This window comes from Streptomyces sp. NBC_01275, assembly GCF_026340655.1.
Lineage (GTDB): Bacteria > Actinomycetota > Actinomycetes > Streptomycetales > Streptomycetaceae > Streptomyces.
The window spans coordinates 6,831,794-6,855,441 of record NZ_JAPEOZ010000001.1 but is presented as its reverse complement, the minus strand read 5'-3'; the positions used below and the strand labels follow the sequence as shown (position 1 = coordinate 6,855,441).

The window sequence follows — 23,648 nt, the reverse complement described above, 5'->3', positions numbered from 1 at the left end:
CCGCACTCGGCTCAGACCTTGCCCGCCTCGCCTCCCGCCCGGTCCCCGCTCGTGTCCCCCGCCTGGTTCCCCGACCGGTACGCGTACCGGTCCTTCGCGTAACGCCCCCGCCGCTCCAAAGGCACCTGCCCGTGCGCGGCCGCAAGTCCGAACGGCGGCATATCGCCGTAGACCGCCTCGTACCGCCCCTCCGGCACGATGTACGCCTCGTGCCAGATCCCCACGTGCCCGCGCACCTTCCCGCCCTTCTCCAGGCGGTTGATCTTCGCCCAGGCCCGGTGGTGGAACGCGTCGGGCGCGCTCGCGTACGCGTAGAGCTTCTCCTTGGACTCCCAGTACTGGACGACGTAGTACGTCCGTGGGGAGGCCGTCAGCAGGACGCGGGAGAGCAGACCGCGGCTCGGGTCCTTCTTCAGCTCGGCCAGCATGCGGAACATCGCGAGCATGACCGGCAGCCATTGGTGCACGGCCCAGAAGTGGTTGACGCGCATCCCGATCAGCAGGACGGTCACGTCCCCCTGGGCGTCCGCGGTGGTACGGGTGGCGGCGTTAGACATGCTTGGATAGTGCCGCTAACCAAGGAGGGGCGCAAGAGATGCGGCTGGCCGAACTGAGCGAGCGCAGTGGGGTGTCCACCGCGACGATCAAGTACTACCTGCGTGAAGGCCTGTTGCCCTCCGGCCGCCAGATCAACGCGACGACCGCCGAGTACGACGAGGAGCATCTGCGCCGGCTGCGGCTGGTGCGCGCGATGATCCAGGTGGGCCGGGTCCCGGTGGCCACGGTCCGGAAGGTGCTCGGGCACGTCGACGACGACTCGCTGGGCCGCACGATCCGGCTGGGCGCGGCCCTGTGGGCGCTGCCCCAGGTCCCCGAGCCGGACGCGGAGGACGAGCACGTGGGCGCGGCCCATGTCGAGGCGGACGAACTGCTGCGGTCCCTGGGCTGGTCGAACGCCCGACTGCTGACGACCATCTCCCCCGCCTACCGCTCCCTGGTGGTGGCGGTGGCCGCGCTGCGCCGCCTCGGCTACGACTGGGACCCCGAACTGCTCGCCTCCTACGCGCGGTTGATGCACCGGGCGGCCGTCCTCGACCTGGACTTCGTGGAGGCGCAGGCGTCGGAGGCGGAGCGGATCGAGACGGCGGTGCTGGCCGCGATCCTGGTGGAGCCGATGCTCCAGGCGCTGCACCGGCTGGCCCAGGAGGAGGAGTCGGCGCGCCGCTACGGCTTCGAGTGAGGCGTCTCCGGGTACGACGAAGGCCCCCCACCGAAGTGGAGGGCCTTCGTTCCGCGTACCCCCGACCGGATTCGAACCGGCGCTACCGCCTTGAGAGGGCGGCGTGCTAGGCCGCTACACAACGGGGGCGTGGATCCTGCGTTTCCGCAGGTCCGAGCTGGTCTACCTGGACTCGAACCAAGAATGACGGTACCAGAAACCGTAGTGTTGCCAATTACACCATAGACCAAAGTGGTTTAAACCATTTCGTACCCCCGACCGGATTCGAACCGGCGCTACCGCCTTGAGAGGGCGGCGTGCTAGGCCGCTACACAACGGGGGCCCTAGCGATCTCGAGTTGATCGAGATCAGTACCCCCGACCGGATTCGAACCGGCGCTACTGCCTTGAGAGGGCAGCGTGCTAGGCCGCTACACAACGGGGGCTTCGTGGAGCTGATCTCCACATGCACAGATGAGCTCTGCGAGCTGGCCTACCTGGACTCGAACCAAGACTAACTGAACCAGAATCAGTCGTGCTGCCAATTACACCATAGGCCACTGGAACGCAAATCCCGGAGGGGATCTTGTTCTAGTTTCGCTCCTCCGGTTTCGGCCTTTCGGCCCGCTCTCCGGCGGCGCAGGAAGAACATTACCCGAAGGTGGACTGCGCTCCAAAACGGGTATCCGCGCCGAGGATCGCGGGGAGTTCGGCGAGGCTGGCGATCCGGTGCCGCCCGGAGGGGAGCTCGACGGTCGCCGCGCCGCCGTAGCGGTCGATCCACACCGAGAGCAGTCCGGCGTCCGCCGCGCCCCGTCCGTCGATCTCCGGGTGGTCGCCGACGTACGCCACTTGGTGCGGGTCCAGCTCCAGGGCGTCGCAGGCCGCGAGGAAGGCGCCGGCCTCCGGCTTGGCGACGCCGAGTTCCGCCGCGCACAGGATGGTCTCGAAGCGGTCGTGGACGCCGAGGACGCGCAGCTTGCGGTCCTGGACGTGGATGCTGGAGTTGGAGAGCACCGCGTGCCGGTGGCTGGCGGCGAGGGCGTCCAGGACGGGCAGGACGTCGGGGAAGAGGGACCAGGCGGCCTCGTAGTGACCGAGGTAGCGCCGGAACCAGTCGTCGGCCTCCGCGTCGGTCAGCTCCGGGCGGCCCAGGAACACCCGTACGCGGTCCCGGCGCTGGTCCTCGAAGGTGATCCCGCCCGCCGAGAACCGCGCCCACTGCTGGTCGGTGACCTCCCGCCACAACGCGAGCGCCTGCTCCGCGGTCCCGTACCCCTCCAGCAGCCCCTCGGCCGCCAGATACGACCGCATGCCTTCGCGATCGGCGGTCGTGTAGTCGAAGAGGGTGTCGTCCACGTCCCAGACCACGGCGAGGATGCTCATGTCTGCGACGGTATCGCGGGCTGGCATCCTGCGGGGCATGATCGAGTACCGCGCCCGGTTCACCGTAGAGGCCCGTGCCACGCTCGACGCTCTGCCCGCGGAACGCCGAGCCCAACTGGACCGCGCCGTTCGCATACTGGCCCGCGACCCCTTCCGCAGGACGTCGACCGCGCAACTCGGCCCCGACGAGCACCTGCGGAGGGCGTACGTGGCCCCGGGCGTGATGCTGAAGTACCTGGTGGCGGCGGCGACCATGGTCGTCGTCGCGGTGGAGACCTTCGACGAGACCGCGTACCTGATCGACGAGATCGACGCCGTCTGAGGCGCGTACGTGAGGGGCGGCGCCCGGGGACTCCGGATGCCGCCCCTCACGTATGCAGAGCGTTACGCCGCCAGCCGTGCCAGCGCCGCGTCGATCCGGGCCAGCGTCTTCTCCTTGCCCAGGATCTCCAGGGACTCGAAGAGGGGCAGGCCGACCGTGCGGCCGGTGACGGCCACGCGGACGGGGGCCTGGGCCTTGCCGAGCTTGAGGCCATGGGTCTCGCCGGCGGCCAGGACGGCCTCCTTCAGGGACTCCGCGGAGGTCCAGTCGGCCGCGTCCAGCTTCTCGCGGGCCGTGGTCAGCAGGGCGTCGCTGCCCTCCTTCATGGCCTTCGTCCAGCTCGCCTCGTCGAAGACCGGCTCCGCGAGGAAGAGGAAGTCGACGTTGTCGGTGATCTCCGAGAGGACCTTGAGGCGGGTCTGGGCGTGCGGGGCGACCGCCTGCCACTTGGCGTCGTCGAAGTCCTCCGGGTCCCAGGGCGCGAAGGGGGCCTTCAGCCAGGGCGCGCAGCGCTCCGTGAAGTCCTTCACGTCCAGCAGCCGGATGTGGTCGGCGTTGATCGCCTCGCACTTCTTCAGGTCGAAGCGCGCCGGGTTGGGGTTGACGTCCGCGACGTCGAAGGCCGCGACCATCTCGTCCATGGCGAAGATGTCCCGGTCGGCCGAGAGCGACCAGCCGAGCAGGGAGAGGTAGTTGAGCAGGCCCTCGGGCAGGAAGCCGCGCTCCCGGTAGAGGTTGAGGGAGGACTCGGGGTCCCGCTTGGAGAGCTTCTTGTTGCCCTCGCCCATCACGTACGGCAGATGACCGAACTGCGGGGTGTGCTTGGCGATGCCCAGCTCGGCCAGCGCCTTGTACAGGGCGACCTGGCGCGGGGTGGAGGACAGCAGGTCCTCGCCGCGCAGCACGTGCGTGATCTCCATCAGCGCGTCGTCGACCGGGTTGACGAGCGTGTACAGCGGAGCGCCGTTCGCTCGTACGATCCCGTAGTCCGGCACGTTCTCCGGGGTGAACGTCAGCTCGCCGCGGACCAGGTCCGTGAAGGTGATCGTCTCGTCGGGCATGCGGAAGCGGACGATCGGGGCGCGGCCCTGGGCCCGGTACTCCTCGACCTGCGCGGCGCTCAGGTCGCGGCAGTGGCCGTCGTAGCCGGAGGGCTTGCCGGCGGCGCGGGCGGCCTCGCGACGGCTGTCCAGCTCCTCCTGGGAGCAGTAGCAGCGGTAGGCGTGGCCGGCGTCGAGGAGCTTCTCGGCGACGTCCTTGTAGAGGTCCATGCGCTGCGACTGGCGGTACGGCGCGTGCGGGCCGCCGACCTCGGGGCCCTCGTCCCAGTCGAAGCCCAGCCAGCGCATCGCGTCCAGCAGCTGGTCGTAGGACTCCTCGGAGTCGCGGGCCGCGTCGGTGTCCTCGATGCGGAAGACCAGCGTGCCCTGGTGGTGCTTGGCGAACGCCCAGTTGAACAGGGCGGTGCGGACCAGGCCCACGTGGGGGTTACCGGTGGGCGAGGGACAGAATCGGACGCGTACGGGGGAGCCGGGTGCGCTAGCCACGCTTGACAACCTTGTTGGTGAGAGTGCCGATGCCTTCGATGGTGACGGCGACCTCGTCGCCGACAGCCAGGGGGCCGACCCCTGCCGGGGTGCCCGTGAGGATCACGTCGCCGGGGAGCAGCGTCATGGCCTCGGTGATGTTGACGATCAGATCCTCGATGGAGTGGATCATCTCGCTGGTCCGGCCCAGCTGGCGTTGTTCGCCGTTGACCGTGAGCTGGATCGTCAGGTCGGACGCGGTGGCGAGGTCCAGGTCCGTCTCCACCCAGGGGCCGAGCGGGCAGGACGTGTCGAAGCCCTTGGCCCGCGCCCACTGCTTCTCGCGCCGCTGCACGTCCCGCGCGGTGACGTCGTTGGCGCAGGTGTAGCCGAAGATGACGTCCGCCACGCGTTCGCGCGGGACCTCACGGCACATGCGGCCGATGACCACGGCGAGCTCGGCCTCGTGGTGGAGCTCCTCGGAGAAGGGCGGGTACTGGATGGCGTCGCCGGAGCCGATCACGGAGGTGGAGGGCTTGAAGAAGGCGAACGGCGCGTCCGGCACCTCGTTGCCCAGTTCACGCGCGTGCTCGGCGTAGTTGCGGCCGAAGGCCACGACCTTGTTGGGCAGCACGGGCGGGAGCAGTCGGACCTTGCTCAGCGGCACCTTCGTACCGGAGAGCTGGTGGTCCGCGAACGGGATGCCCTTGATGATGTCGAGGACGAGCTCGTCCGGCTTGTCGCCCTCGACCGCGCCGAAGGCGACGTTCCCGTCGATGGAGAACCTGGCGATGCGCACGGGTTGGTTGGCCCCTTGACTGAGCTGGCTGGAGTGTGACGCTCCAGGCTAACGCGGAAGGGCGCCCCCGGCCGGGGACGCCCTTGACATCCGTGGGCGGCCGCCTTGAGCGTTCGGCGGCGTGCGCCCGTATCCCTGTGTGAAGATCCGTTCCGCGACTCGTGAAGATCTGATCCGCGGGGCTTGAGGATCTACTCCGCCACGGAGACGGTGGCGGGGATCTCCATGAGGATGGTGCGCTTGGGATTGGCGGTCTGGGCCGGGAGGTCGACGGAGTGCTCCGGCTGCTCCGGGAGCTGCAGTTCGTCGGCGTCCTTGAGGTGCGCCAGCGTCGTGCGCCGCGGGTTGGCGATCTTGTGGAACATCGTCGTCGTCTTCACTGTTGTAGTCGACCCTGTCGTGTCCGGGCGCCGGGCGGGCCCGTGAGGGCCTCGCGCAGGCGCGGCTTGTCGGATGTGCCAATTCCGTAAAGCGTCAGGCTAAACACGCGATTCCCCGGGAACGCGTGCGGGTCTCATGATCACCGTGTGAGTTTGCTCACGACTCCACGGGCAAAACGGTCATTCCTGACCCCTGAGTGCCTGCCATGAAACGGACATTCGGCCCCTGAAGCGCCCATTCCGCTCCTGATCATGGCGACTGGGACACCCCCCGGGGGCCAGTACTTCACCCCTTTATGCCTCCCTTACGCACGTTTCGCGTCCACATCGTGTGACGTGCTCCTCACGTGTTGTCACAGATGTCACAGCACGGCCAACACACCTTGTTGGAGATCCGCCTCTGTGCTGGAATCTCACGGACCGCCGCAGGATCGAGCCGGCGCACAGGGGGCGCACACGCGCCGACGTGGCGGCTAGACAGGGGGAGCGAGCGCCGGTCACTCACGACCACCCGAGGGGCGTAATTCAGGACGCCTCTCAACACGCCGACACCGTCCTTCCGGTCACACGGAAGGGCGCCTGGTCCAGAGGTTGCGACGCTAGTGCAGGGACGTTTCAAGAGGGATGGCAGCGCTTCGGCCGAGCCGGAGCCGCACGGCGGGACCGGCCCGATGGCAGTCGGCTCCTCGCCCCAGCACGCCCAGAACCCGGGCCCGGCACCGTCCGGCGACGGCGGTGAGCGCTCCGGGCGCCCCGGCGCGTCCGCGTCGCCGAGCTCCACTCCCCCGACTCCGGCCGGCAAGCCGCAGACCGGTCCCACCGGGCCCGGCTCGCGCGTGGCCCTGCGCAACTGGCGTATCTCCACGCGCCTGGTGGCGCTGCTGACGCTGCCGGTGGTCGCGGCCACCACGCTGGGCGGGCTGCGCATCAACCAGTCCATGGACGACATCCAGCAGCTCGACAACATGAAGCTGCTGACGGACATGACCACGCAGGCCACCGAGCTGGCCGTCGCGCTCCAGGAGGAGCGCGACCGCTCGGCCGGCCCGCTGGCGCACGGCGCGAAGGCCAGCGACTACGCCGTCAAGGGCCTCCGGGACAAGACGGACCGTGCGCTGACCGCTTTCCAGGACGCCTCGGAAGAGATCGACGGCGCCTCCCAGGACGGCAACCTCCAGGGTGTCCGCGAGACCCTCGTCGGTCTCCTCGGCGACCTCGCCAAGCTCCAGGACGCCCGCTCGACCGCCTACGCGGAGAAGGGCAACTCCTCCCAGACGGTCGACGCCTACCACCGCCTCATCACCGGCCTGGTCGACCTCTCGCAGGACATGGCGCAGGCCACCAGCAACCCGGAGATGATCCAGCGCACCCGTTCGCTGGCGGCCTTCTCCTCCGCCAAGGAGTGGGCCTCCATCCAGCGCGCCGTGCTCGCGGCGGCGCTGCCCGCGAACAACACCACCTACGGCGACCTCTCCGAGAACGACCGGCAGTACGCCGCGGCCGCGTACCAGAACGAGGACTCCGAGCTCAACACCTTCCGCGGCATCTACGGCGACGACAACTCCGAAGAACTGCTGAGCCCCATCGAAAAGGGCAACCCGGTCATCGAGGAGTCCGACACCTACGCCTCCCGCGCGCTCAGTTCCAAGAGCGGTCTCACCTCGCTGGACAAGCGGTCGTACAAGGACTGGGTCGACGACTCCACGACCAAGATCCGGCAGATGAACAACATCGAGCACACGCTGCTCGAGGACATGGAGCAGAAGGCGCGTGAGCTGCGCGCCGAGTCGGAGCGCGAGGCGATCATCTCGGGTGCGCTCATCCTGCTCGTGCTGGGCGTGTCGCTGGTCGGCGCGTTCGTCGTCGCCCGGTCCATGATCCGCTCGCTGCGCCGGCTCCAGGAGACGGCCACCAAGGTCGCCCAGGACCGACTGCCCGAGCTGGTCAAGCAGCTGTCCGAGTCCGACCCGCAGGACGTCGACACCTCCGTCGAGTCGGTCGGTGTGCACTCCCGGGACGAGATCGGCCAGGTGGCCGCGGCCTTCGACGACGTGCACCGCGAGGCCGTCCGCCTCGCCGCCGAGCAGGCCCTCCTGCGAGGCAACGTCAACGCGATGTTCACCAACCTCTCGCGCCGCTCCCAGGGTCTGATCCAGCGCCAGCTGTCGCTGATCTCCGAGCTGGAGTCCCGCGAGGCCGACCCGGACCAGCTGTCCTCGCTGTTCAAGCTCGACCACCTCGCGACCCGCATGCGCCGTAACGGCGAGAACCTCCTCGTCCTCGCGGGCGAGGAGCCCGGCCGTCGCTGGACCCGTCCGGTCCCGCTGGTCGACGTGCTGCGCGCCGCCGCGTCCGAGGTGGAGCAGTACGAGCGCATCGAGCTGTCCTCCGTGCCGACCACCGAAGTGGCCGGCCGGGTCGTCAACGACCTCGTGCACCTCCTCGCCGAGCTGCTGGAGAACGCCACCTCGTTCTCCTCGCCGCAGACCAAGGTCAAGGTCACCGGTCACGCGCTGCCCGACGGCCGCGTGCTGATCGAGATCCACGACACCGGCATCGGCCTCTCCCCCGAGGACCTCGCCGCGATCAACGAGCGGCTCGCCTCGCCGCCCACCGTGGACGTCTCCGTCTCCCGACGCATGGGTCTGTTCGTGGTCGGCCGGCTGTCGCAGCGTCACGGCATCCGCATCCAGCTGCGCCCGTCCGACTCCGGTGGCACGACCGCGCTGGTCATGCTGCCTGTGGACGTCGCCCAGGGCGGCAAGAAGCCCCAGCCCAAGCCCGGTCAGGCCAGTGTCGGCGGCGGTCCCGCCGCCGCGCAGGCCGCCGCCGGCGCCGCCGCGGCACGTCGCCAGGGCGGACAGCAGGGCGGCGCCCTCGGCGCCGGCGCCCCGGTCGGCGGCGCCCTCGGGTCCGCTCCGGGCTCGGGCGGCCGGCTCGCCGCCGGTCAGGGTCCCCGGGCCGCGCTGCCCGGCCGTGACGGCGGTGGCCGTCCCGGCGGCACCCCGCCGCGCGGACCGCAGGGTCCCGCCTCCCCGCAGGGCCGCCCGGCTCCGGCCGGCGCCGGCTTCGGCGGTCAGGCGCAGGGCGCCCCGCAGGGTCTGCAGTCGGCCGGCACGGGTACACAGGGCCAGGACATGTTCGGCGGCGGTCGTCCGCCGCAGCGCCAGAACAACAAGGCCGACCAGGGCGGCCGCGGCCGTCAGCCGCAGCTTCCGCCGCGCGGCGGTCCGCGCGCCGAGCTGCCCGGCGGCAACCCGCCGCGGGTGACCAGCTGGGGCGACGAGAACGCCCAGCCGCCGGTGCCGCGCACCCCGCTGGACGCCCCGCGCGGCCACGAGGAGCCGGACGTCGCGCGGACCTCGCAGCTGCCGCGCATCGACGACCTGCACGGTCCCGGCGCGACCGCCGAGATACCGGTGTTCCCGCGGGTCGACGAGCGCCAGGGCCCGGCCGGTCCGGCCGACTTCGGCCGTCCCGGCGCGAACGGAAACCAGGGCACGGGCCAGTTCCCGGCCGTCGGCGCCCCGCAGTCGGGCCCGGGCGGCCGCCAGGACACGAACAACCAGTTCCAGCGCCCGGGCACCAGCGCCCCGCAGGACACCGGCCAGTTCGAGCGTCCCGGCAGCGGCCAGCAGGACGCCAACGGGTACGTCCGCTCGGACGTCTTCGGCACACCCGGCGGCCAGAACACCCCGGCGAACCCGGGCCAGTTCGCCGCCCCGCAGGCCTACGACAACGGCTCCACCGGCCAGTTCTCGATCAACGGCTACGACAGCTCGGCCACCGGACAGCACGCGCTGCCCGGCCGCCAGGACCCCTCGTCCACCGGCCAGTTCCAGCGTCCCCAGCTCAACGGCAACAGCAACGGCAACAGCAACAACGGCACGGGCGGCTACGGCACTGCGCAGCCGCCGGTCCCGCCGCGTCCCGCCGGACGTCCCGAGCCGGAGGCGCTGCCGCCGGCCCAGGGCCCGGGCGACGGACGTACGCCGTTGTACGACACGCTGGAGACCAACTGGTTCCGCGGTCAGCAGGCCGGCCAGCAAGCGGGCCAGCCGACGGGACAGCAGGCGGGCGGTTCGGCTCCGGCCGCCCAGGTTCCGCAAGCGCCGCCGCAGCCCGCACAGGCTCCGGCAGCCCCTCAGCGTCCCGCCGCCAACGCCTCCTGGCGGACCTCGCCGAACGACGAACTCGTCCGGCAGGCCGAGCGGGTCAGGCAGCCGGCCGCGGGCGGCGTCACCACTTCCGGCCTGCCGCGCCGGGTGCCCCGGGCCAACCTGGTCCCGGGCACGGCTCAGCAGCAACAGCACCAAACCGGTCCGCAGGTCTCACGTGCGCCTGATGACGTACGTGGCCGGCTGACCAATCTCCGTCGGGGTATCGCGCAGGGTCGTCAGGTCGGCAACGGCCAGACCGGCAGCTTCCCGAACCCCACTCACCAGCAGGAGCGTTAGTTGAGCCAGATGAGCCAGGCGGCACAGAACCTGAACTGGTTGATCACCAACTTCGTGGACAACACCCCCGGGGTGTCCCACACCGTCGTGGTGTCCGCCGACGGGCTCCTGCTCGCGATGTCCGAAGGTTTCCCGCGTGACCGGGCCGACCAGCTGGCAGCCGTCGCGTCGGGGCTCACCTCGCTGACCGCCGGCGCCTCGCGCATCTTCGAGGGCGGCAGCGTGGCACAGACGGTCGTCGAGATGGAACGAGGATTCCTCTTCCTCATGTCCGTCTCCGACGGCTCGTCCCTCGCCGTGCTCGCGCACCCCGAGTGCGACATCGGCCTTGTCGGCTACGAGATGGCACTGCTCGTCGACCGTGCGGGCGCGGTGCTCACGCCCGACCTGCGCGCCGAGCTCCAGGGCAGTCTGCTCCACTGACCCGCCCCAGTACCACCCACCTCACGAAACCCCCGTCCGGCCGACACAATCCCCCCACCGGCCTCGACGGACGGCACGACTGACCGAGACTTGCTGTCCCGCCCGGAGGATCCATGACCCCGCCCACCGCCCATCATGATCCGTACGCGGAGCCGTACGGTGACGAGGGCGACCAGCCGCTGGTGCGTCCGTATGCGATGACCGGTGGCCGGACCAGGCCGCGCTATCAGCTCGCCATCGAGGCGCTGATCAGCACCACGGCCGATCCGGCAGCGCTCATGGGACTGCTCCCCGAGCACCAGCGCATCTGCCACCTGTGCCGCGAGGTGAAGTCGGTCGCGGAGGTGTCGGCTCTCCTTGCCATGCCGCTGGGCGTGGCGCGGATCCTCGTCGCGGACCTCGCCGAGGCCGGACTGGTGGCCATCCACCAGCCGGGCGGCGACGAGAACAACGGCGGCGCACCGGACGTGACGCTGCTCGAAAGGGTGCTCAGTGGACTTCGCAAGCTCTGACGGTGGCCGGGCCACCACCTCGGCGAAGATCGTGGTGGCGGGCGGCTTCGGCGTGGGCAAGACCACGTTCGTGGGAGCGGTCTCCGAGATCAACCCGCTGCGTACGGAGGCCGTGATGACGTCCGCGAGCGCGGGCATCGACGACCTCACCCACACCGGGGACAAGACCACCACGACGGTGGCCATGGACTTCGGCCGCATCACGCTGGACCAGGACCTGATCCTCTACCTGTTCGGCACGCCCGGCCAGGACCGGTTCTGGTTCATGTGGGACGACCTGGTGCGCGGCGCCATCGGCGCCGTGGTGCTCGTGGACACCCGGCGGCTCGCCGACTGCTTCCCTGCGGTCGACTACTTCGAGAACAGCGGTCTGCCGTTCGTCGTCGCCCTCAACGGCTTCGACGGTCAGCAGCCCTACCAGCCCGAAGAAGTGCGTGAGGCGCTGCAGATCGGCCCGGACACGCCGATCATCACGACCGACGCGCGGCATCGCTCGGATGCCAAGAGCGCGTTGATCACGCTGGTGGAGCACGCGCTCATGGCCCGCCTGCGGTAACTTGCACATCGCCCGTGCCGTACGGCGGTTGTCGTAGACGCTCTGGAGCCGACTGTGGCCTTTGACACGGTCGGCTCCGGTGTTCATAACGTTTCGGCAGAGGTATCGGGCGAAACCACCACGCGTCGCGGTCGTTCGGTGTCACTGCGCGCACGTCGGCCCCGTCATTTGGCGGGGCTCGTTCTATTTGACCGTTTTATCTGGGGCTTACATCACTTCGAACCGACCCTTTCCACTGTTTGGAAGAGCACTGGTCGTCGTGCTGGAATGCCTGAACTGCCCAATAGTCAATGACGTACTCATGGTCGATGGCTGACCGGGCTCTGAGACACTGCGGCACGACGAAGGTGCCGACCGCCGAGAGGTTGTTGGTCGAGTGAGGCGAAGCAAGAAAAGTCCCGAGCCGGCGGCCCGGGGCAACTTCACGCCGCCGCCGCGCGGAGCGGCGCCCGCCCCTGTGCCCGGCTCGGAGCCGACGGCCGCGCCCGCCAAGAGCGGCGGCCGTCTCTCCCCGCGCAACTGGCGCGTGCCGACCCGGCTGAACGCGATCCTGCTCATACCCGTGCTGGTCGGCCTCGTCATGGGCGGCTTCCAGGTGAAGGGCTCGATCGACACCTGGCAGGAGGCCCGCGACGCCGAGAAGGTGGCGAAGATCGTGGCCGCCGCCGGCCAGTACGCCGAGGCGCTCCTCGACGAGCGGGACGTCACCGCCGAACCGCTGCTGGAGAACAAGAAGAACAGCACGGTCGTCAAGGAGGCCCGCGCCACCACCGACGAGAAGGCCGCCGCCTTCCACGACGAGGTCGTCGGGATGCCGGACAAGGAGGGCCTCAAGCGCCGTCTGAAGCTGGTGGAGGAGGCCGAGCCGGCGCTCACGAAGATCCGGGCGTCTGCCTACACCAAGGCCATGGACCCGGTGACGACCGAAGAGGGCTACGTCACGGTCGAGCACCTGCTGGTGGAGTTCTCCAACGAACTCGGCCTCGGCACCGGCAACATCACGGCCTACGGCCGCACCGTGTACGCGATCACCCTCGGCAAGGGCGCCGAATCCCTGCAGCGCGCGATCGGCATGCACCTGCTCGTCCGGCCCAGCCCCGACCCGAAGGTCTACGCGCGGCAGGTCACCGCCTTCACCTCGTACGCCTACCTCGAGGGCATCGCCCAGCAGGAGTACGTCTCCGGTGGCACCGTCCAGGACGCCGCGCGGCTCCAGGAGGTCATGAAGGAGAAGACCGCGGAGGGCGCGAAGCAGGTCGCCGACGCGAAGGCCAAGGCCGACGCCGCGGGCCAGGACTTCACCGCTCCGCCCTCGATGGACAAGATGATCCAGGCGATCGGCAGCGGACAGACCCCTGCCCAGCTCGCCGAGCAGGGCATCACCGCCCAGGCGTGGATGTCGGCCGCGACGCTGAAGTTCCAGGGCTACAGCCAGGTCGAGAACGAGCTCATCAACCGCGCGGTCGACGAGGCCGGACAGATCGCCTCCGACGCCCAGCGCGACGCCATCGTCAACGGCGCCATCGTCATCATCGCCCTGCTCGCCGCGTTCATCATCGCGTCCCTCATGGCCCGCCAGATGAGCCAGTCCATGCGCCAGCTGCGCAACGCCGCCTTCGGCATCGCCGAGCAGCGCCTGCCGATGCTGGTCGACCAGCTCTCGCGCACCGACCCCGGCCGCGTGGACACCCGGGTCCAACCCATCCCCATCAACACCAGGGACGAGATCGGCGAAGTCGCCCGCGCCTTCGACCAGGTCCACCGCGAGGCGGTCCGACTGGCCGCCGAACAGGCCCTGCTGCGGGGCAACATCAACGCGATCTTCACCAACCTCTCGCGCCGCAACCAGTCCCTGATCGAGGGCCAGCTGACCCTGATCACCGACCTGGAGAACAACGAGGCCGACCCGGACCAGCTGGAGAACCTCTTCCGCCTGGACCACCTCGCGACCCGTATGCGCCGCAACGGCGAGAACCTCCTGGTCCTCGCCGGCGAGGAGCCGGGCCGCCGCTGGGACCAGCCGGTCCCGCTGGTCGACGTGCTGCGCGCCGCCTCCTCCGAGGTGGAGCAGTACGAGCGCATCGAGCTGTCGGGCGTCCCGGAGGCCGAGATCCACGGCCGCGCGGTGACCGACCTCGTGCACCTGCTCGCCGAGCTGCTGGAGAACGCGACGACGTTCTCCTCCCCGCAGACCAAGGTCCGGGTCACGGCCACCCGTCTCCCCGACGGCCGGGTCATGATCGAGATCCACGACAAGGGCATCGGCCTCACCGCCGAGGACTTCGCGGACATCAACCACAAGCTGGCCAACCCGCCGACCGTGGACGCCGCGATCTCGCAGCGCATGGGCCTGTTCGTGGTCGGCCGGCTGTCCGACCGGCACGGCATCCGCGTCCAGCTGCGCCCCTCGGGCGAGCAGGCGGGCACCACCTCGCTGGTCATGCTCCCGGACGCCATCACCCACGGCGGCGGCGGCGAGACGCAGCAGCCGGAGCGCGACGAGTTCACCGTCTCGCAGATCATCCCGGAGCAGCAGAACTACTCGGGCGAGGACTTCAACAGCGGTCTGCCGATGCGGACGGCCGCCGAGCTCGGCTTCGACGACACCGCCTACACCGAGGTCCCCGACGACATCCGCGAGCTGGACCCGGTGGGCCGCTCCCTGATGCGCGAGGAGCGCCGGGCCGCGCTGGAGTCCCAGCCGGACCCGCAGGCGGGCCCGGAGACGCCCGTGTACGGCGAGGGCTTCGACTCGACCCAGCAGCAGCAGGCGTACGACGCGGGACAGGCCGCTCAGAACGGCTACAACGGGCCGCAGAGCGGCTACGCCGAGCAGCCCGCGGCGTTCGACGGCGCGAACGGCCGTCCGGCGTACGACGAGCAGCAGCCGACTCCGTACGAGGAGCAGCAGCGTCCGGCGTACGACGAGCAGTACTACGCGCCGAACGGCACTCTGCCGCAGACCGACGCCTTCTCGTCCAACGGCGGCTACCCCGACCCCGCGTACGCGGAGCCGGGCCAGGAGGAGCGGACGCCGGCGCACGCCCCCGCGTCCGAGAACTTCGCTCCGTACGAGGAGCAGCCCTACCAGGACGACTGGCCCCAGCAGAGCGGTTACCAGAACGGCTACCCGGACCAGTACGCTCCGGAAGCGGAAGCGACGCAGGTCGCTGACGCGGGTGAGCGGGACCGCGTAGGCTTCGAGCGTCCGGGACCGGCTCCCTCCGCGTCCCACGCGCTGACCGACGCCGGGCTTCCCCGCCGTGGATCCACCGCGAGCGCTTCGAACGGCGCGCGGCCCGCGACCCAGGAGGCGCCGGCCTCCGCTTCGGAGAGCAACGGCGGCGGCGACGTCTGGCGCTCGTCGAACGACGAGCGCTGGCAGCAGGCCTCCGCTCTGAAGAAGCCCAAGGCGGGCGGGGTCACCTCCTCCGGTCTGCCGCGGCGGGTGCCCAAGGCCAACCTGGTCGAGGGCGCCGCGGAGAACACCCCCCAGGGAGGCCCCCAGGTCTCCCGCGCCCCGGAGGACGTCCGAGGCAGGTTGAGCAACCTGCGTCGGGGCGTCCAGCGAGGTCGCAACGCAGGCAGTGAAACGAACGGCCAGGCCACTAGGAACCACAGTGGTCCTGACAGCACCTACAACCAGGAGCGTTAGTGTGAGCCCGATGAGCCAGGCGGCACAGAACCTGAACTGGGTGATCACCAACTTCGTGGACAACACCCCGGGGGTGTCCCACACGGTAGTGGTCTCCGCCGACGGACTCCTTCTGGCGATGTCCGAAGGCTTCCCCCGCGACCGTGCCGACCAGCTCGCTGCCGTCGCCTCCGGTCTGACGTCCCTGACGGCAGGCGCCTCCCGGATCTTCGAGGGAGGCAGCGTGAACCAGACGGTTGTGGAGATGGAGCGGGGATTCCTCTTCCTGATGTCCATCTCCGACGGTTCCTCGCTCGCGGTTCTCGCTCACCCCGAGGCGGACATCGGCCTCATCGGGTACGAGATGGCCCTCCTGGTGGACCGAGCGGGCTCGGTCCTGACGCCCGATCTTCGTGCGGAGCTCCAAGGGAGCCTTCTCAACTAACAAACGGACGGTGCGTTTTGGCGTCCCGTGGCCGTAAGGTTTCGGGACGCGGCTCCACGTTGGGTGCCAGGCACAGTCGGAGGAGGAGAGAAAGTGGCAACACCCCCAGGCGGTTCGAATTCGGGCAACTGGTCGTACGGCCCTGCCCAGGGCCAAGGCGACGGTTCCCAGAACCCGAACCGTTACAACTTCCCCTCCGCGCCCAGCCAGCGGCGTCAGCAGCCGTACGCGCCGCAGGGCCCCGGCCCGTCGCCGTACGACCAGCCGCCGGCCCCGCGCATCCAGCCCGTGCAGCCGCAGCGCCGCACCCCCGAGCCGGCGCCCGCCGGGGCGTCGAACAACCCGTTGGTGCGTCCGTACGCCATGACCGGTGGCCGGACCCGCCCGCGTTACCAGCTCGCCATCGAGGCGCTGGTGCACACCACTGCGCAGCCGCACCAGATGCAGGGCCAGTTGCCCGAGCATCAGCGGATCTGCAACCTCTGCCGAGAGATCAAGTCGGTCGCCGAGATCTCGGCGCTGCTGACCATCCCTCTCGGCGTGGCCAGGATCCTCGTCGCCGACTTGGCGGAGGCGGGACTGGTCGCCATCCATCAGCCCGGCGGCGACGAGAGCGCCGGCGGCCAGCCAGACGTGACACTGCTCGAAAGGGTGCTCAGTGGACTTCGCAAGCTCTAGCGGCGGTCCTTCCCGCTCCACCACCTCAGCGAAGATCGTGGTGGCGGGTGGCTTCGGCGTGGGCAAGACCACGTTCGTCGGGGCCGTCTCGGAGATCAACCCGCTGCGTACCGAGGCTGTGATGACGTCCGCATCGGCGGGCATCGACGACCTCACCCACACCGGAGACAAGACGACCACCACGGTCGCCATGGACTTCGGCCGCATCACGCTGGACCAGGACCTGATCCTGTACCTCTTCGGTACGCCCGGCCAGGACCGCTTCTGGTTCATGTGGGACGACCTGGTGCGCGGCGCCATCGGCGCGATCGTGCTCGTGGACACCCGACGGCTCGCCGACTGCTTCCCCGCGGTCGACTACTTCGAGAACTCGGGTCTCCCCTTCGTCATCGCCCTCAACGGCTTCGACGGGAACCAGCCGTACAACCCGGACGAGGTGCGCGAGGCGCTCCAGATCGGGCCGGACACGCCGATCATCACGACCGACGCGCGGCATCGCGCTGACGCCAAGTCGGCGCTCATCACTCTCGTGGAGCATGCGTTGATGGCTCGCTTGCGGTAGCGGGCGTGCGGCCACCGGGCTGCCTCGGATGGTCGTTGGCCGTCTGCAGGCAGTCTGTGGCCGGGTCGCGCTCACGCGGCGGAGTCGCATGTTGATATACAGCCCCGCGCCCCTTAGAGGCACTAGAGGCACGCAGAAGGGCCCCTCTCGAGGAGAGGGGCCCTTCTTTGTGCTCGCTCGTGCGGCTCAGTGCCAGCTGTGCGGGGCTCGGAAGCCGCCCTCGCGCTCCAGGCGGCGCCAGCCGGCCTTGGGGCGGCCTCGGTGGTGGTCCGGGGTCGTGGAGGACTGGGCGGCGGCGCGGGCCAGGAGGACCGCCGTGATGGCGGCGACTTCCTCGGGCTCGGCGTGGCCCTTCTCGACGCGGATGTCGGGAGTGTTCATGGGTGTCAGTCTCCGTGAGAGAGGTTTCCGCAGGGGTGTCGCGGAAGGTCCGCCGGGTTACTGCGGGGGGTTGCCGTGCTTGCGGGAGGGCAGGTCGGCGTGCTTGGTCTGCAGCATGGCCAGGGACTTGATGAGGATCTCGCGGGTCTCCGCGGGGTCGATGACGTCGTCGACCAGGCCGCGCTCGGCCGCGTAGTACGGGTGCATCAGCTCGGACTTGTACTCCTTGACCATGCGGGCCCGCATGGCCTCGGGGTCCTCGGCCCCGGCGATCTGGCGCCGGAAGATGACGTTGGCGGCGCCTTCGGCGCCCATCACGGCGATCTCGTTCGTCGGCCAGGCGTAGGTGAGGTCGGCGCCGATGGACTGGCTGTCCATCACGATGTAGGCGCCTCCGTACGCCTTGCGCAGGATCAGGGAGATCCGGGGGACGGTCGCGTTGCAGTAGGCGTACAGGAGCTTCGCGCCGTGGCGGATGATTCCGCCGTGCTCCTGGTCGACGCCCGGGAGGAACCCGGGGACGTCCAGGAACGTGACGATCGGGATATTGAAAGCGTCACACATCTGGACAAAGCGCGCAGCTTTTTCCGACGCCTCGATGTCCAGGACGCCCGCGAGGGACTGGGGCTGGTTGGCGACGATGCCGACGACCTGGCCGCCGAGGCGACCCAGCGCGCAGATGATGTTGCGCGCCCAGCGCTCGTGGACCTCGAGGTAGTCGCCGTCGTCGACGATCTCCTCGATGACCTTGGTCATGTCGTAGGGCCGGTTGCCGTCCGCCGGGACCAGGTCCAGCAGGACGTCGCCGCGGCGGTCGGCGGGGTCGCCGGACTCGGCGCGCGGGGGGTTCTCGCGGTTGTTCTGCGGCAGCATCGACAGGAGGTAGCGCACCTCCGCGATGCAGGTCTCCTCGTCGTCGTACGCGAAGTGACACACGCCGGAGGTCTCGGCGTGCACGTCCGCGCCGCCGAGGCCGTTCTGGGTGATCTCCTCGCCGGTGACCGCCTTGACGACGTCCGGTCCGGTGATGAACATCTGCGAGGTCTCGCGGACCATGAACACGAAGTCGGTGAGGGCGGGGCTGTAGGCCGCGCCGCCCGCGCACGGGCCGAGCATCACGCTGATCTGGGGGATGACGCCCGAGGCCTTGGTGTTGCGCTGGAAGATGCCGCCGTAGCCGGCGAGGGCGGAGACGCCCTCCTGGATCCGGGCGCCCGCGCCGTCGTTCAGCGACACCAGCGGCGCGCCGGCCGCGATGGCCATGTCCATGATCTTGTGAATCTTGGTGGCGTGGGCCTCGCCCAGCGCGCCGCCGAAGATCCGGAAGTCATGCGCGTAGACGAAGACCGTACGGCCCTCCACCGTGCCCCAGCCGGTGATCACACCGTCCGTGTACGGCTTCTTGGTCTCCAGTCCGAACCCGGTCGCCCGGTGCCGGCGCAGCTGCTCGACCTCCTGGAAGGAGCCCGCGTCCAGGAGCAGCTCGATCCGCTCCCGGGCGGTCAGCTTGCCCTTGGCGTGCTGCGCCTGGGTCGCCTTCTCGCTCGGGCCCGCCAGCACCTGCGCACGGATCTCGTGCAGCTCGGCCACGCGGCCACGCGCGTCCGTGGGCTCCGCGGTCGGCTCACCCGTCGACTCTTCCAAAACGGTCATGTAGCGACCTTACGAAGCCCACCCAGGAAAGCGAGACGTCGACTCCGTACAGTCTCCGGAGCGTTTTCCTGGTAGCACTGAACAGAACTAGGGGGGTGTGCAGGCGTTCCGACTGCTCAGAGGGCGTAGGGGTTGTAGGGGTCACACAAAGGTGAGGGATGAGATCCGCTTCACATCGGGGCCCACGGCGCGCCGATCGGCATGCTCCGGTGGAGTGACGCGGCGAGCCTAACCGGCCCCGCGCCGGAATAGGTCTAGCCTCCCCCCTGTTAACCTCGTTGAAAGTTAAACATCAACGATCTTCCGTCCCCTCAAGGAGAACGTCATGGGCATCTTCGGCCGCAAGGACCCCGCCGAGACCACCGCTGCCGCCGGCGCCACGAACCCCGACCTGGCCGCCCTCACCGGCGACTACTCGATCGACCCGGCGCACTCGACGATAGGCTTCGTCGCCCGCCACGCGATGGTCACGAACGTCAAGGGCAAGTTCAACGACTTCACCGGCTCGCTGCACCTCGACGGCTCCGACCCGGCGAAGTCCACCGCCTCGATCGACGCCAAGATGGACAGCATCGACACCGGGTCCGCCGACCGTGACGGCCACCTGAAGAGCGCGGACTTCTTCAAGACCGAGGAGTTCCCGACGATGTCCTTCCGCTCCACCTCGGCGGAGGCGCTCGGCGGCGACGACTACCGGATCACCGGCGACCTGACCATCCTCGGCGTGACCGGGACGCTCACCATCGACCTGGAGTTCAACGGCTCCGCCAAGGACCCGTTCGGCAACGAGCGCGTCGGCTTCGAGGGCAAGGCGGAGATCCTGCGCTCCGAGTGGGGCCTGACCTGGAACGCGGCGCTGGAGACGGGCGGCGTGCTGGTCTCCGACAAGATCAAGCTGAACTTCGACATCTCAGCGATCAAGAACGCGTGACGATGCGACCGGATCACGCATGATCGCGTGACCGGATGCGGCAGAAAGATGCAGAAAACAGCAGGTGGAGGCCGGAAGCGATCAGCTCCCGGCCTCCTTTTGTGATATGTGCCACAGTCGCCGTCATGAGCACCAGGACAGGACCTCAGCGCTACCCCGGCGCGAACCGCGACCACTGGTACCAGGACGACTTCGGCGGCGACCGCATGGAGGTCAACGTCGTCGTCCTGCACACCACGGAGGGCCCTTCACTGCCCGACTACCAGGGCGGCGCCAGCGCGCCGAACCTGACGGCGGTCCCGGACTTCGCCGCCAAGCGGCTGAGGTGGTACCAGCACTTCGAGATCGACGTCTCCTCCCGCGCGCTGGTCAACGCGCGCGGCGGCGTGGAGACGAACACCCTGAACGTGTGCCAGGCGGAACTCGTCGGCACCTGCGACCCCGAGCGCCACGCCAAGTGGAAGGGGAACGACACCCCCCACATCTACTGGCCGAAGGCCCCGGAGTGGGCGCTGCGCGGGGTCGCCCAGTACCTGGCGTGGATGCACATCCACCATGGCGTGCCGCTGCGCGGCCCGGCGCTGTGGCCCGCGTACCCGAGGTCCGCGGGCAACGGGGGCGGGCAGCGGATGAGCGGGGAGCGGTGGAACGCGTTCAAGGGGGTGTGCGGTCATATGCACGTGCCGGAGAACGCCCACGGGGATCCCGGGGCGATCGACTTCGAGGAACTGATCGGGTTCGCCAAGTCGGCGGCACAGGACTGAGCCGGACGGTGCCGGTCCGAGCCGCACCGGCCCGGATCGACCCGCACCGGCCCGGATCGACCCGGATCGACCTGGCGGCTCACGGGGTGGTGCCGGCCGCCTCCAACCTGGCGAGCGCGGCCGCCAGGCAGGCCGACCGGCGTTCCGGGGTCCGCGCCCGGAGCAGGTCGAGCATGACGAGATAGCGGTCCGTCCGCCCCAGTCCGTCGAACACCTCCCTGGCGCGCGGGTTGGCCTCCAGCGCGGTCGCGAGGTCCTCGGGGACGGTGGCGTCCTGCTGCGAGGCGTACGCCGCCGCCCACCGGCCGTCGGCCCGCGCGGCCGCCACCTCGGCGAGACCGGCGGGCCGCATCCGTCCGGCCGCGGTGAGCTCCTCCACCCGCCGCACGTTCACCGCCGACCAGAGGCTGCCCGGCCGCCGCGGGGTGATCCTCTGCAGAAAGCGGCTCCCGTCGAGCCCCTTGCGCTGCCCGGTGATCCAACCGTGGCACAGGGCCACGTCGTTGACCTCGGCGGCGGTCACGGAGGGCAGCCCTGAGCCCTTCTTGGCGACCTGCACCCAGAGGCCGGGGCGGGGGACGGCGTGGGGAGCGGCGTGGACGGTGAGCCAGTCGTCGAGGGCGTCGGCCGAAGGGAACGACAGCGACTGCTGCGGCTGCGGCTCGGCAGGGGGCTGCGGCGAGGTGGGCATGGGGGCAGGGTAGGCGGGGAGTAGGACGGTTTCCGTCCTGATCGGCGTCCCTTCCGCGATCGCGACCCGCCCGTGCGGCGACCTGCGCCAAGATGGGCGACGAGGCGGGCGACGGCGGGGGCGGCTGGTGGGCGACGGGGACTACTTCGACTTCCGGAACGGTGTCTTCAACGGTCCTGTCACCGGCGTGGACAGAGCGCCCCGGACCGCGCCCCCGTCCGGCGGGGTGTCCAGCCTGCTGGGTGCGCCGGCCGTCTTCACCGGGCGGGACGAGGAGGCCGGGCGGCTGCTGGACGTACTGGACCCGGGCGGCGCGGAGGGCGCGGAGGGCGCGGGCGGCCGAGTCGCCGCCGTCGCCGGGCTGGGCGGTGTCGGCAAGACCGCGCTCGCCCTGCACGTCGCCCACGCGGCACGGCAGCGGGGGTGGTTCCCCGGCGGGGCGCTCTTCGTCGACATGCGCGGCTACGACGAGGCTCCCACGACGGCCGACCACGCGGTGCTGTCGCTGCTGCGGACGCTCGTCGGCGTGGGCGGCGACGAGGGGCGGTTCGGCGCGGGCGACGACTTGTACGCCTGCTACCGGGTCGAACTGGCCTCCCGTGAGCCGGTGTTGATCGTCCTGGACAACGTCTCCGACCCGGCCAGGATCACGCCCCTGCTCCCCGGCGAGGGAATCGGCCACCGCGTCCTGATCACCTCTCGGGAGGCCCAGGACTCCCTCCCCGTACGGCAGTTCACCATCGGCGCCCTACGGACCGAGGACGCCTGTCTGCTCGTCGGCCGCAAGCTGCGCGAGGGCGATCCCGGGGACCGGCGAGCCGCCGAGGAACCCGATGCGGTGCGTGAACTGGCGGGTCTGTGCGGGAACCTGCCCCTCGCCCTGCTGATCGCCGCCGCGCTGCTACGACGCCGTAGGCACAGCCCGGTCGCTTCACTGGCCGATGAGCTGCGCGCCGCCGCCGACCGGGTGCGGGCGTTGCGGTTCAAAGGCGGGGTGGACCAGTACCGGCGGGAGCTCGCGCTGGGGCCGGTCTTCGAGGTGATGTACGGGCGGCTGGAGCCGGAGACGGCGCGTGTGCTGCGGGCGTTGGGGCAGGCGCCGACGCCGGACGCCTCGCTGGACACGGCGCTCGCGCTGACGGGCTCGGCGCCCGACGAGCTGAGGCCTCACCTGGATGATCTGGTCGCCTGCTCTCTGCTGACGGCGGACCCTGGGGGTGGCCGTTGGCGGATGCATGATCTGGTGCAGGTGTACGTCCGTACGGTGTCGTCGGGGGACGCGGACGGTGTGCGGGAGGCCGAAGGCGCCCGGGAGAGGCTTCTGCGCTGGGCCTTGCACGCCGTGCTGGCCGCCACCGCATGTCTCCGGCCCGGCGCACGGGAAGGTGCGCCGGACGACATGTTCTCGGGCAGTTACTGGGGCGCGCTGAACTGGCTCGACCAGGAACGCCAGACGCTGCTCGGCCTCGCGCAGTGGACGGACCCGGCACCGCCCGAGCAGGCGCGGCTCGCCATGGTGTTGGCCATGCGGTTCTCGCCCTATCTCCAGTTGAGCCGCTCCCACCAGGACTGGTTGGACGTCGCGCAAGCCGCGCACCGCACGGCGCAACGCCTCGGCGACCGTGAGACCCTGGCCGCGACCTCCATCTTGTTGGGCTCGAGCCTGTACCACCTGGGCCGCCACGAGAGGGCCGTCGACCATCTGCGCCGCGCGCAGCAGTTGTGCGCCGAGCTGCACCACCGATCGGGCGAGGCTGCCGCGTGGACCATCCTGGGGCTCGCGCTGCACGGTCTGCGACGGTTCCCCGAGTCCACGGAGGCGCACGCCCGGAGCCTGCAGCTGCATGCCCCGAACGGCAACCGGAACGTCACGGCGTTCTCGCTGATCAACTACGGCCTCACCCTCAACGCTCTGGGCCGCGTCGACGACGCCCACCAGGCCGTGACCCGAGCGCTGGACCTGCACATCGGCGCGGCCAACAGAGCCGGGGAGGCTGGTGCGCGAGCCGTCCGGGGAAGTCTCCTGCGACAAACCGGCCGCACCGACGACGCAGCCGACGAACTCCTGCGCTCCGCGCAGCTCTACGACGAACTCGGCCACTGGCACAGCGCGGCGGAGCGGTGGCTCGAACTGGGCCGTCTCCTGCGCGATCTGGGCCGGGACGACCATGCCTGGCAGGCCTTCACCGCCGCCGCCGAGGCCTACGACCGCGCCGGCGCGGACGCCGAAGCAGCCGAGGCCCGACGTCTCGCCGGGCAGCCGTGAAACCCGCGTTGGCTGAATCCGCCCCCTTGTGCGGGGTCGCACAGGATCCACATAATCCAGCAAC

General features: G+C 70.1%; 21 protein-coding genes and 5 tRNA genes. 13 read left to right on the top strand and 13 right to left on the bottom strand.

The window, feature by feature from the left end; translation table 11 throughout:
• Positions 1-11: 11 nt before the first annotated feature.
• Positions 12-557, bottom strand: coding sequence for a DUF4188 domain-containing protein (locus tag OG562_RS30515; protein ID WP_266403561.1), 546 nt, complete (start codon positions 555-557; stop codon positions 12-14).
• A 38-nt stretch (positions 558-595) separates the two neighbouring features.
• On the opposite strand from OG562_RS30515, the gene OG562_RS30510 reads away from it, so the two are divergent.
• Positions 596-1,240 (top strand): MerR family transcriptional regulator, encoded by a 645-nt coding sequence (locus OG562_RS30510; protein WP_266403559.1) that lies wholly within the window; start codon positions 596-598, stop codon positions 1,238-1,240.
• Positions 1,241-1,296: 56 nt separating this feature from the next.
• Here the strand turns inward: OG562_RS30510 and OG562_RS30505 are convergent.
• The 6 genes from OG562_RS30505 to OG562_RS30480 all read right to left on the bottom strand — a co-directional run bounded on the left by OG562_RS30505 (position 1,297) and on the right by OG562_RS30480 (position 2,604).
• Positions 1,297-1,369: transfer RNA gene (locus tag OG562_RS30505), tRNA-Glu, on the bottom strand.
• A 28-nt stretch (positions 1,370-1,397) separates the two neighbouring features.
• Positions 1,398-1,469: transfer RNA gene (locus tag OG562_RS30500), tRNA-Gln, on the bottom strand.
• Between the two features lie 20 nt (positions 1,470-1,489).
• A tRNA-Glu gene (locus OG562_RS30495) sits at positions 1,490-1,562 on the bottom strand.
• Between the two features lie 29 nt (positions 1,563-1,591).
• Positions 1,592-1,664 (bottom strand) — tRNA-Glu (locus tag OG562_RS30490).
• 42 nt (positions 1,665-1,706) lie between these two features.
• Positions 1,707-1,778 (bottom strand) — tRNA-Gln (locus OG562_RS30485).
• A 91-nt stretch (positions 1,779-1,869) separates the two neighbouring features.
• Complete coding sequence (locus OG562_RS30480; RefSeq protein WP_266403557.1) at positions 1,870-2,604, bottom strand: HAD family hydrolase; 735 nt, start codon at positions 2,602-2,604, stop codon at positions 1,870-1,872.
• On the opposite strand from OG562_RS30480, the gene OG562_RS30475 reads away from it, so the two are divergent.
• A complete protein-coding gene (locus OG562_RS30475) occupies positions 2,603-2,926 on the top strand; it encodes a hypothetical protein (RefSeq protein WP_266403556.1) in 324 nt (107 codons plus the stop codon). The two genes, OG562_RS30480 and OG562_RS30475, sit on opposite strands and share 2 nt — an antisense overlap.
• Before the next feature lie 62 nt (positions 2,927-2,988).
• Here the strand turns inward: OG562_RS30475 and gltX are convergent, their stop codons facing one another.
• From gltX to OG562_RS30460, 3 genes are all read right to left on the bottom strand, one after another.
• A complete protein-coding gene (gene gltX, locus OG562_RS30470; protein WP_266403555.1) occupies positions 2,989-4,473 on the bottom strand; it encodes a glutamate--tRNA ligase in 1,485 nt (494 codons plus the stop codon).
• On the bottom strand, positions 4,466-5,251 hold the full coding sequence (locus OG562_RS30465) for a fumarylacetoacetate hydrolase family protein (RefSeq protein WP_266403553.1): 786 nt from the start codon (positions 5,249-5,251) through the stop codon (positions 4,466-4,468). Before OG562_RS30465 ends, gltX begins: the two co-directional genes overlap by 8 nt.
• Positions 5,252-5,442: 191 nt before the next feature.
• Positions 5,443-5,631 (bottom strand): hypothetical protein, encoded by a 189-nt coding sequence (locus OG562_RS30460; protein WP_266403552.1) that lies wholly within the window; start codon positions 5,629-5,631, stop codon positions 5,443-5,445.
• 602 nt (positions 5,632-6,233) lie between these two features.
• Here OG562_RS30460 and OG562_RS30455 point away from each other — a divergent pair.
• The 8 genes from OG562_RS30455 (at position 6,234) to OG562_RS30420 (ending at position 16,898) form a co-directional block, all read left to right on the top strand.
• Entirely contained in the window at positions 6,234-10,088 is a 3,855-nt protein-coding gene (locus OG562_RS30455; protein ID WP_266403549.1) for a nitrate- and nitrite sensing domain-containing protein, read from the top strand.
• A gap of 9 nt (positions 10,089-10,097) precedes the next feature.
• Positions 10,098-10,511, top strand: coding sequence for a roadblock/LC7 domain-containing protein (locus OG562_RS30450; RefSeq protein WP_003993189.1), 414 nt, complete (start codon positions 10,098-10,100; stop codon positions 10,509-10,511).
• Positions 10,512-10,624: 113 nt separating this feature from the next.
• On the top strand, positions 10,625-11,023 hold the full coding sequence (locus OG562_RS30445) for a DUF742 domain-containing protein (protein ID WP_009190816.1): 399 nt from the start codon (positions 10,625-10,627) through the stop codon (positions 11,021-11,023).
• Positions 11,004-11,579, top strand: a complete 576-nt coding sequence (locus OG562_RS30440) for an ATP/GTP-binding protein (protein WP_030793795.1) — start codon at positions 11,004-11,006, stop codon at positions 11,577-11,579. Before OG562_RS30445 ends, OG562_RS30440 begins: the two co-directional genes overlap by 20 nt.
• A gap of 376 nt (positions 11,580-11,955) precedes the next feature.
• A complete protein-coding gene (locus OG562_RS30435; protein ID WP_266403547.1) occupies positions 11,956-15,234 on the top strand; it encodes a nitrate- and nitrite sensing domain-containing protein in 3,279 nt (1,092 codons plus the stop codon).
• Between the two features lie 10 nt (positions 15,235-15,244).
• Positions 15,245-15,658, top strand: a complete 414-nt coding sequence (locus tag OG562_RS30430; protein WP_037737006.1) for a roadblock/LC7 domain-containing protein — start codon at positions 15,245-15,247, stop codon at positions 15,656-15,658.
• A gap of 93 nt (positions 15,659-15,751) precedes the next feature.
• The gene (locus OG562_RS30425) at positions 15,752-16,336 is read left to right on the top strand and encodes a DUF742 domain-containing protein (RefSeq protein WP_266403542.1); all 585 of its coding nucleotides are present in this window, start codon (positions 15,752-15,754) and stop codon (positions 16,334-16,336) included.
• Positions 16,317-16,898 carry an ATP/GTP-binding protein gene (locus OG562_RS30420; protein WP_026248371.1) on the top strand — a complete coding sequence of 194 codons (582 nt, stop codon included), beginning with the start codon at positions 16,317-16,319 and terminating at the stop codon, positions 16,896-16,898. Before OG562_RS30425 ends, OG562_RS30420 begins: the two co-directional genes overlap by 20 nt.
• 186 nt (positions 16,899-17,084) lie before the next feature.
• Here the strand turns inward: OG562_RS30420 and OG562_RS30415 are convergent, their stop codons facing one another.
• Both OG562_RS30415 and OG562_RS30410 read right to left on the bottom strand, forming a co-directional pair.
• Entirely contained in the window at positions 17,085-17,279 is a 195-nt protein-coding gene (locus tag OG562_RS30415) for an acyl-CoA carboxylase subunit epsilon (protein WP_266403534.1), read from the bottom strand.
• A gap of 57 nt (positions 17,280-17,336) precedes the next feature.
• A complete protein-coding gene (locus OG562_RS30410; protein ID WP_266403533.1) occupies positions 17,337-18,932 on the bottom strand; it encodes an acyl-CoA carboxylase subunit beta in 1,596 nt (531 codons plus the stop codon).
• Between the two features lie 325 nt (positions 18,933-19,257).
• On the opposite strand from OG562_RS30410, the gene OG562_RS30405 reads away from it, so the two are divergent.
• Together OG562_RS30405 and OG562_RS30400 are read left to right on the top strand one after the other, a co-directional pair.
• Positions 19,258-19,863, top strand: a complete 606-nt coding sequence (locus OG562_RS30405; RefSeq protein WP_266403530.1) for a YceI family protein — start codon at positions 19,258-19,260, stop codon at positions 19,861-19,863.
• A 125-nt stretch (positions 19,864-19,988) separates the two neighbouring features.
• Positions 19,989-20,627, top strand: coding sequence for a hypothetical protein (locus OG562_RS30400; RefSeq protein WP_266403527.1), 639 nt, complete (start codon positions 19,989-19,991; stop codon positions 20,625-20,627).
• A 79-nt stretch (positions 20,628-20,706) separates the two neighbouring features.
• Here the strand turns inward: OG562_RS30400 and OG562_RS30395 are convergent, their stop codons facing one another.
• Positions 20,707-21,318, bottom strand: coding sequence for a YdeI family protein (locus OG562_RS30395; RefSeq protein WP_266403526.1), 612 nt, complete (start codon positions 21,316-21,318; stop codon positions 20,707-20,709).
• 187 nt (positions 21,319-21,505) lie between these two features.
• On the opposite strand from OG562_RS30395, the gene OG562_RS30390 reads away from it, so the two are divergent.
• Complete coding sequence (locus OG562_RS30390; protein WP_266403525.1) at positions 21,506-23,584, top strand: tetratricopeptide repeat protein; 2,079 nt, start codon at positions 21,506-21,508, stop codon at positions 23,582-23,584.
• The last annotated feature ends 64 nt before the right edge of the window (positions 23,585-23,648 follow it).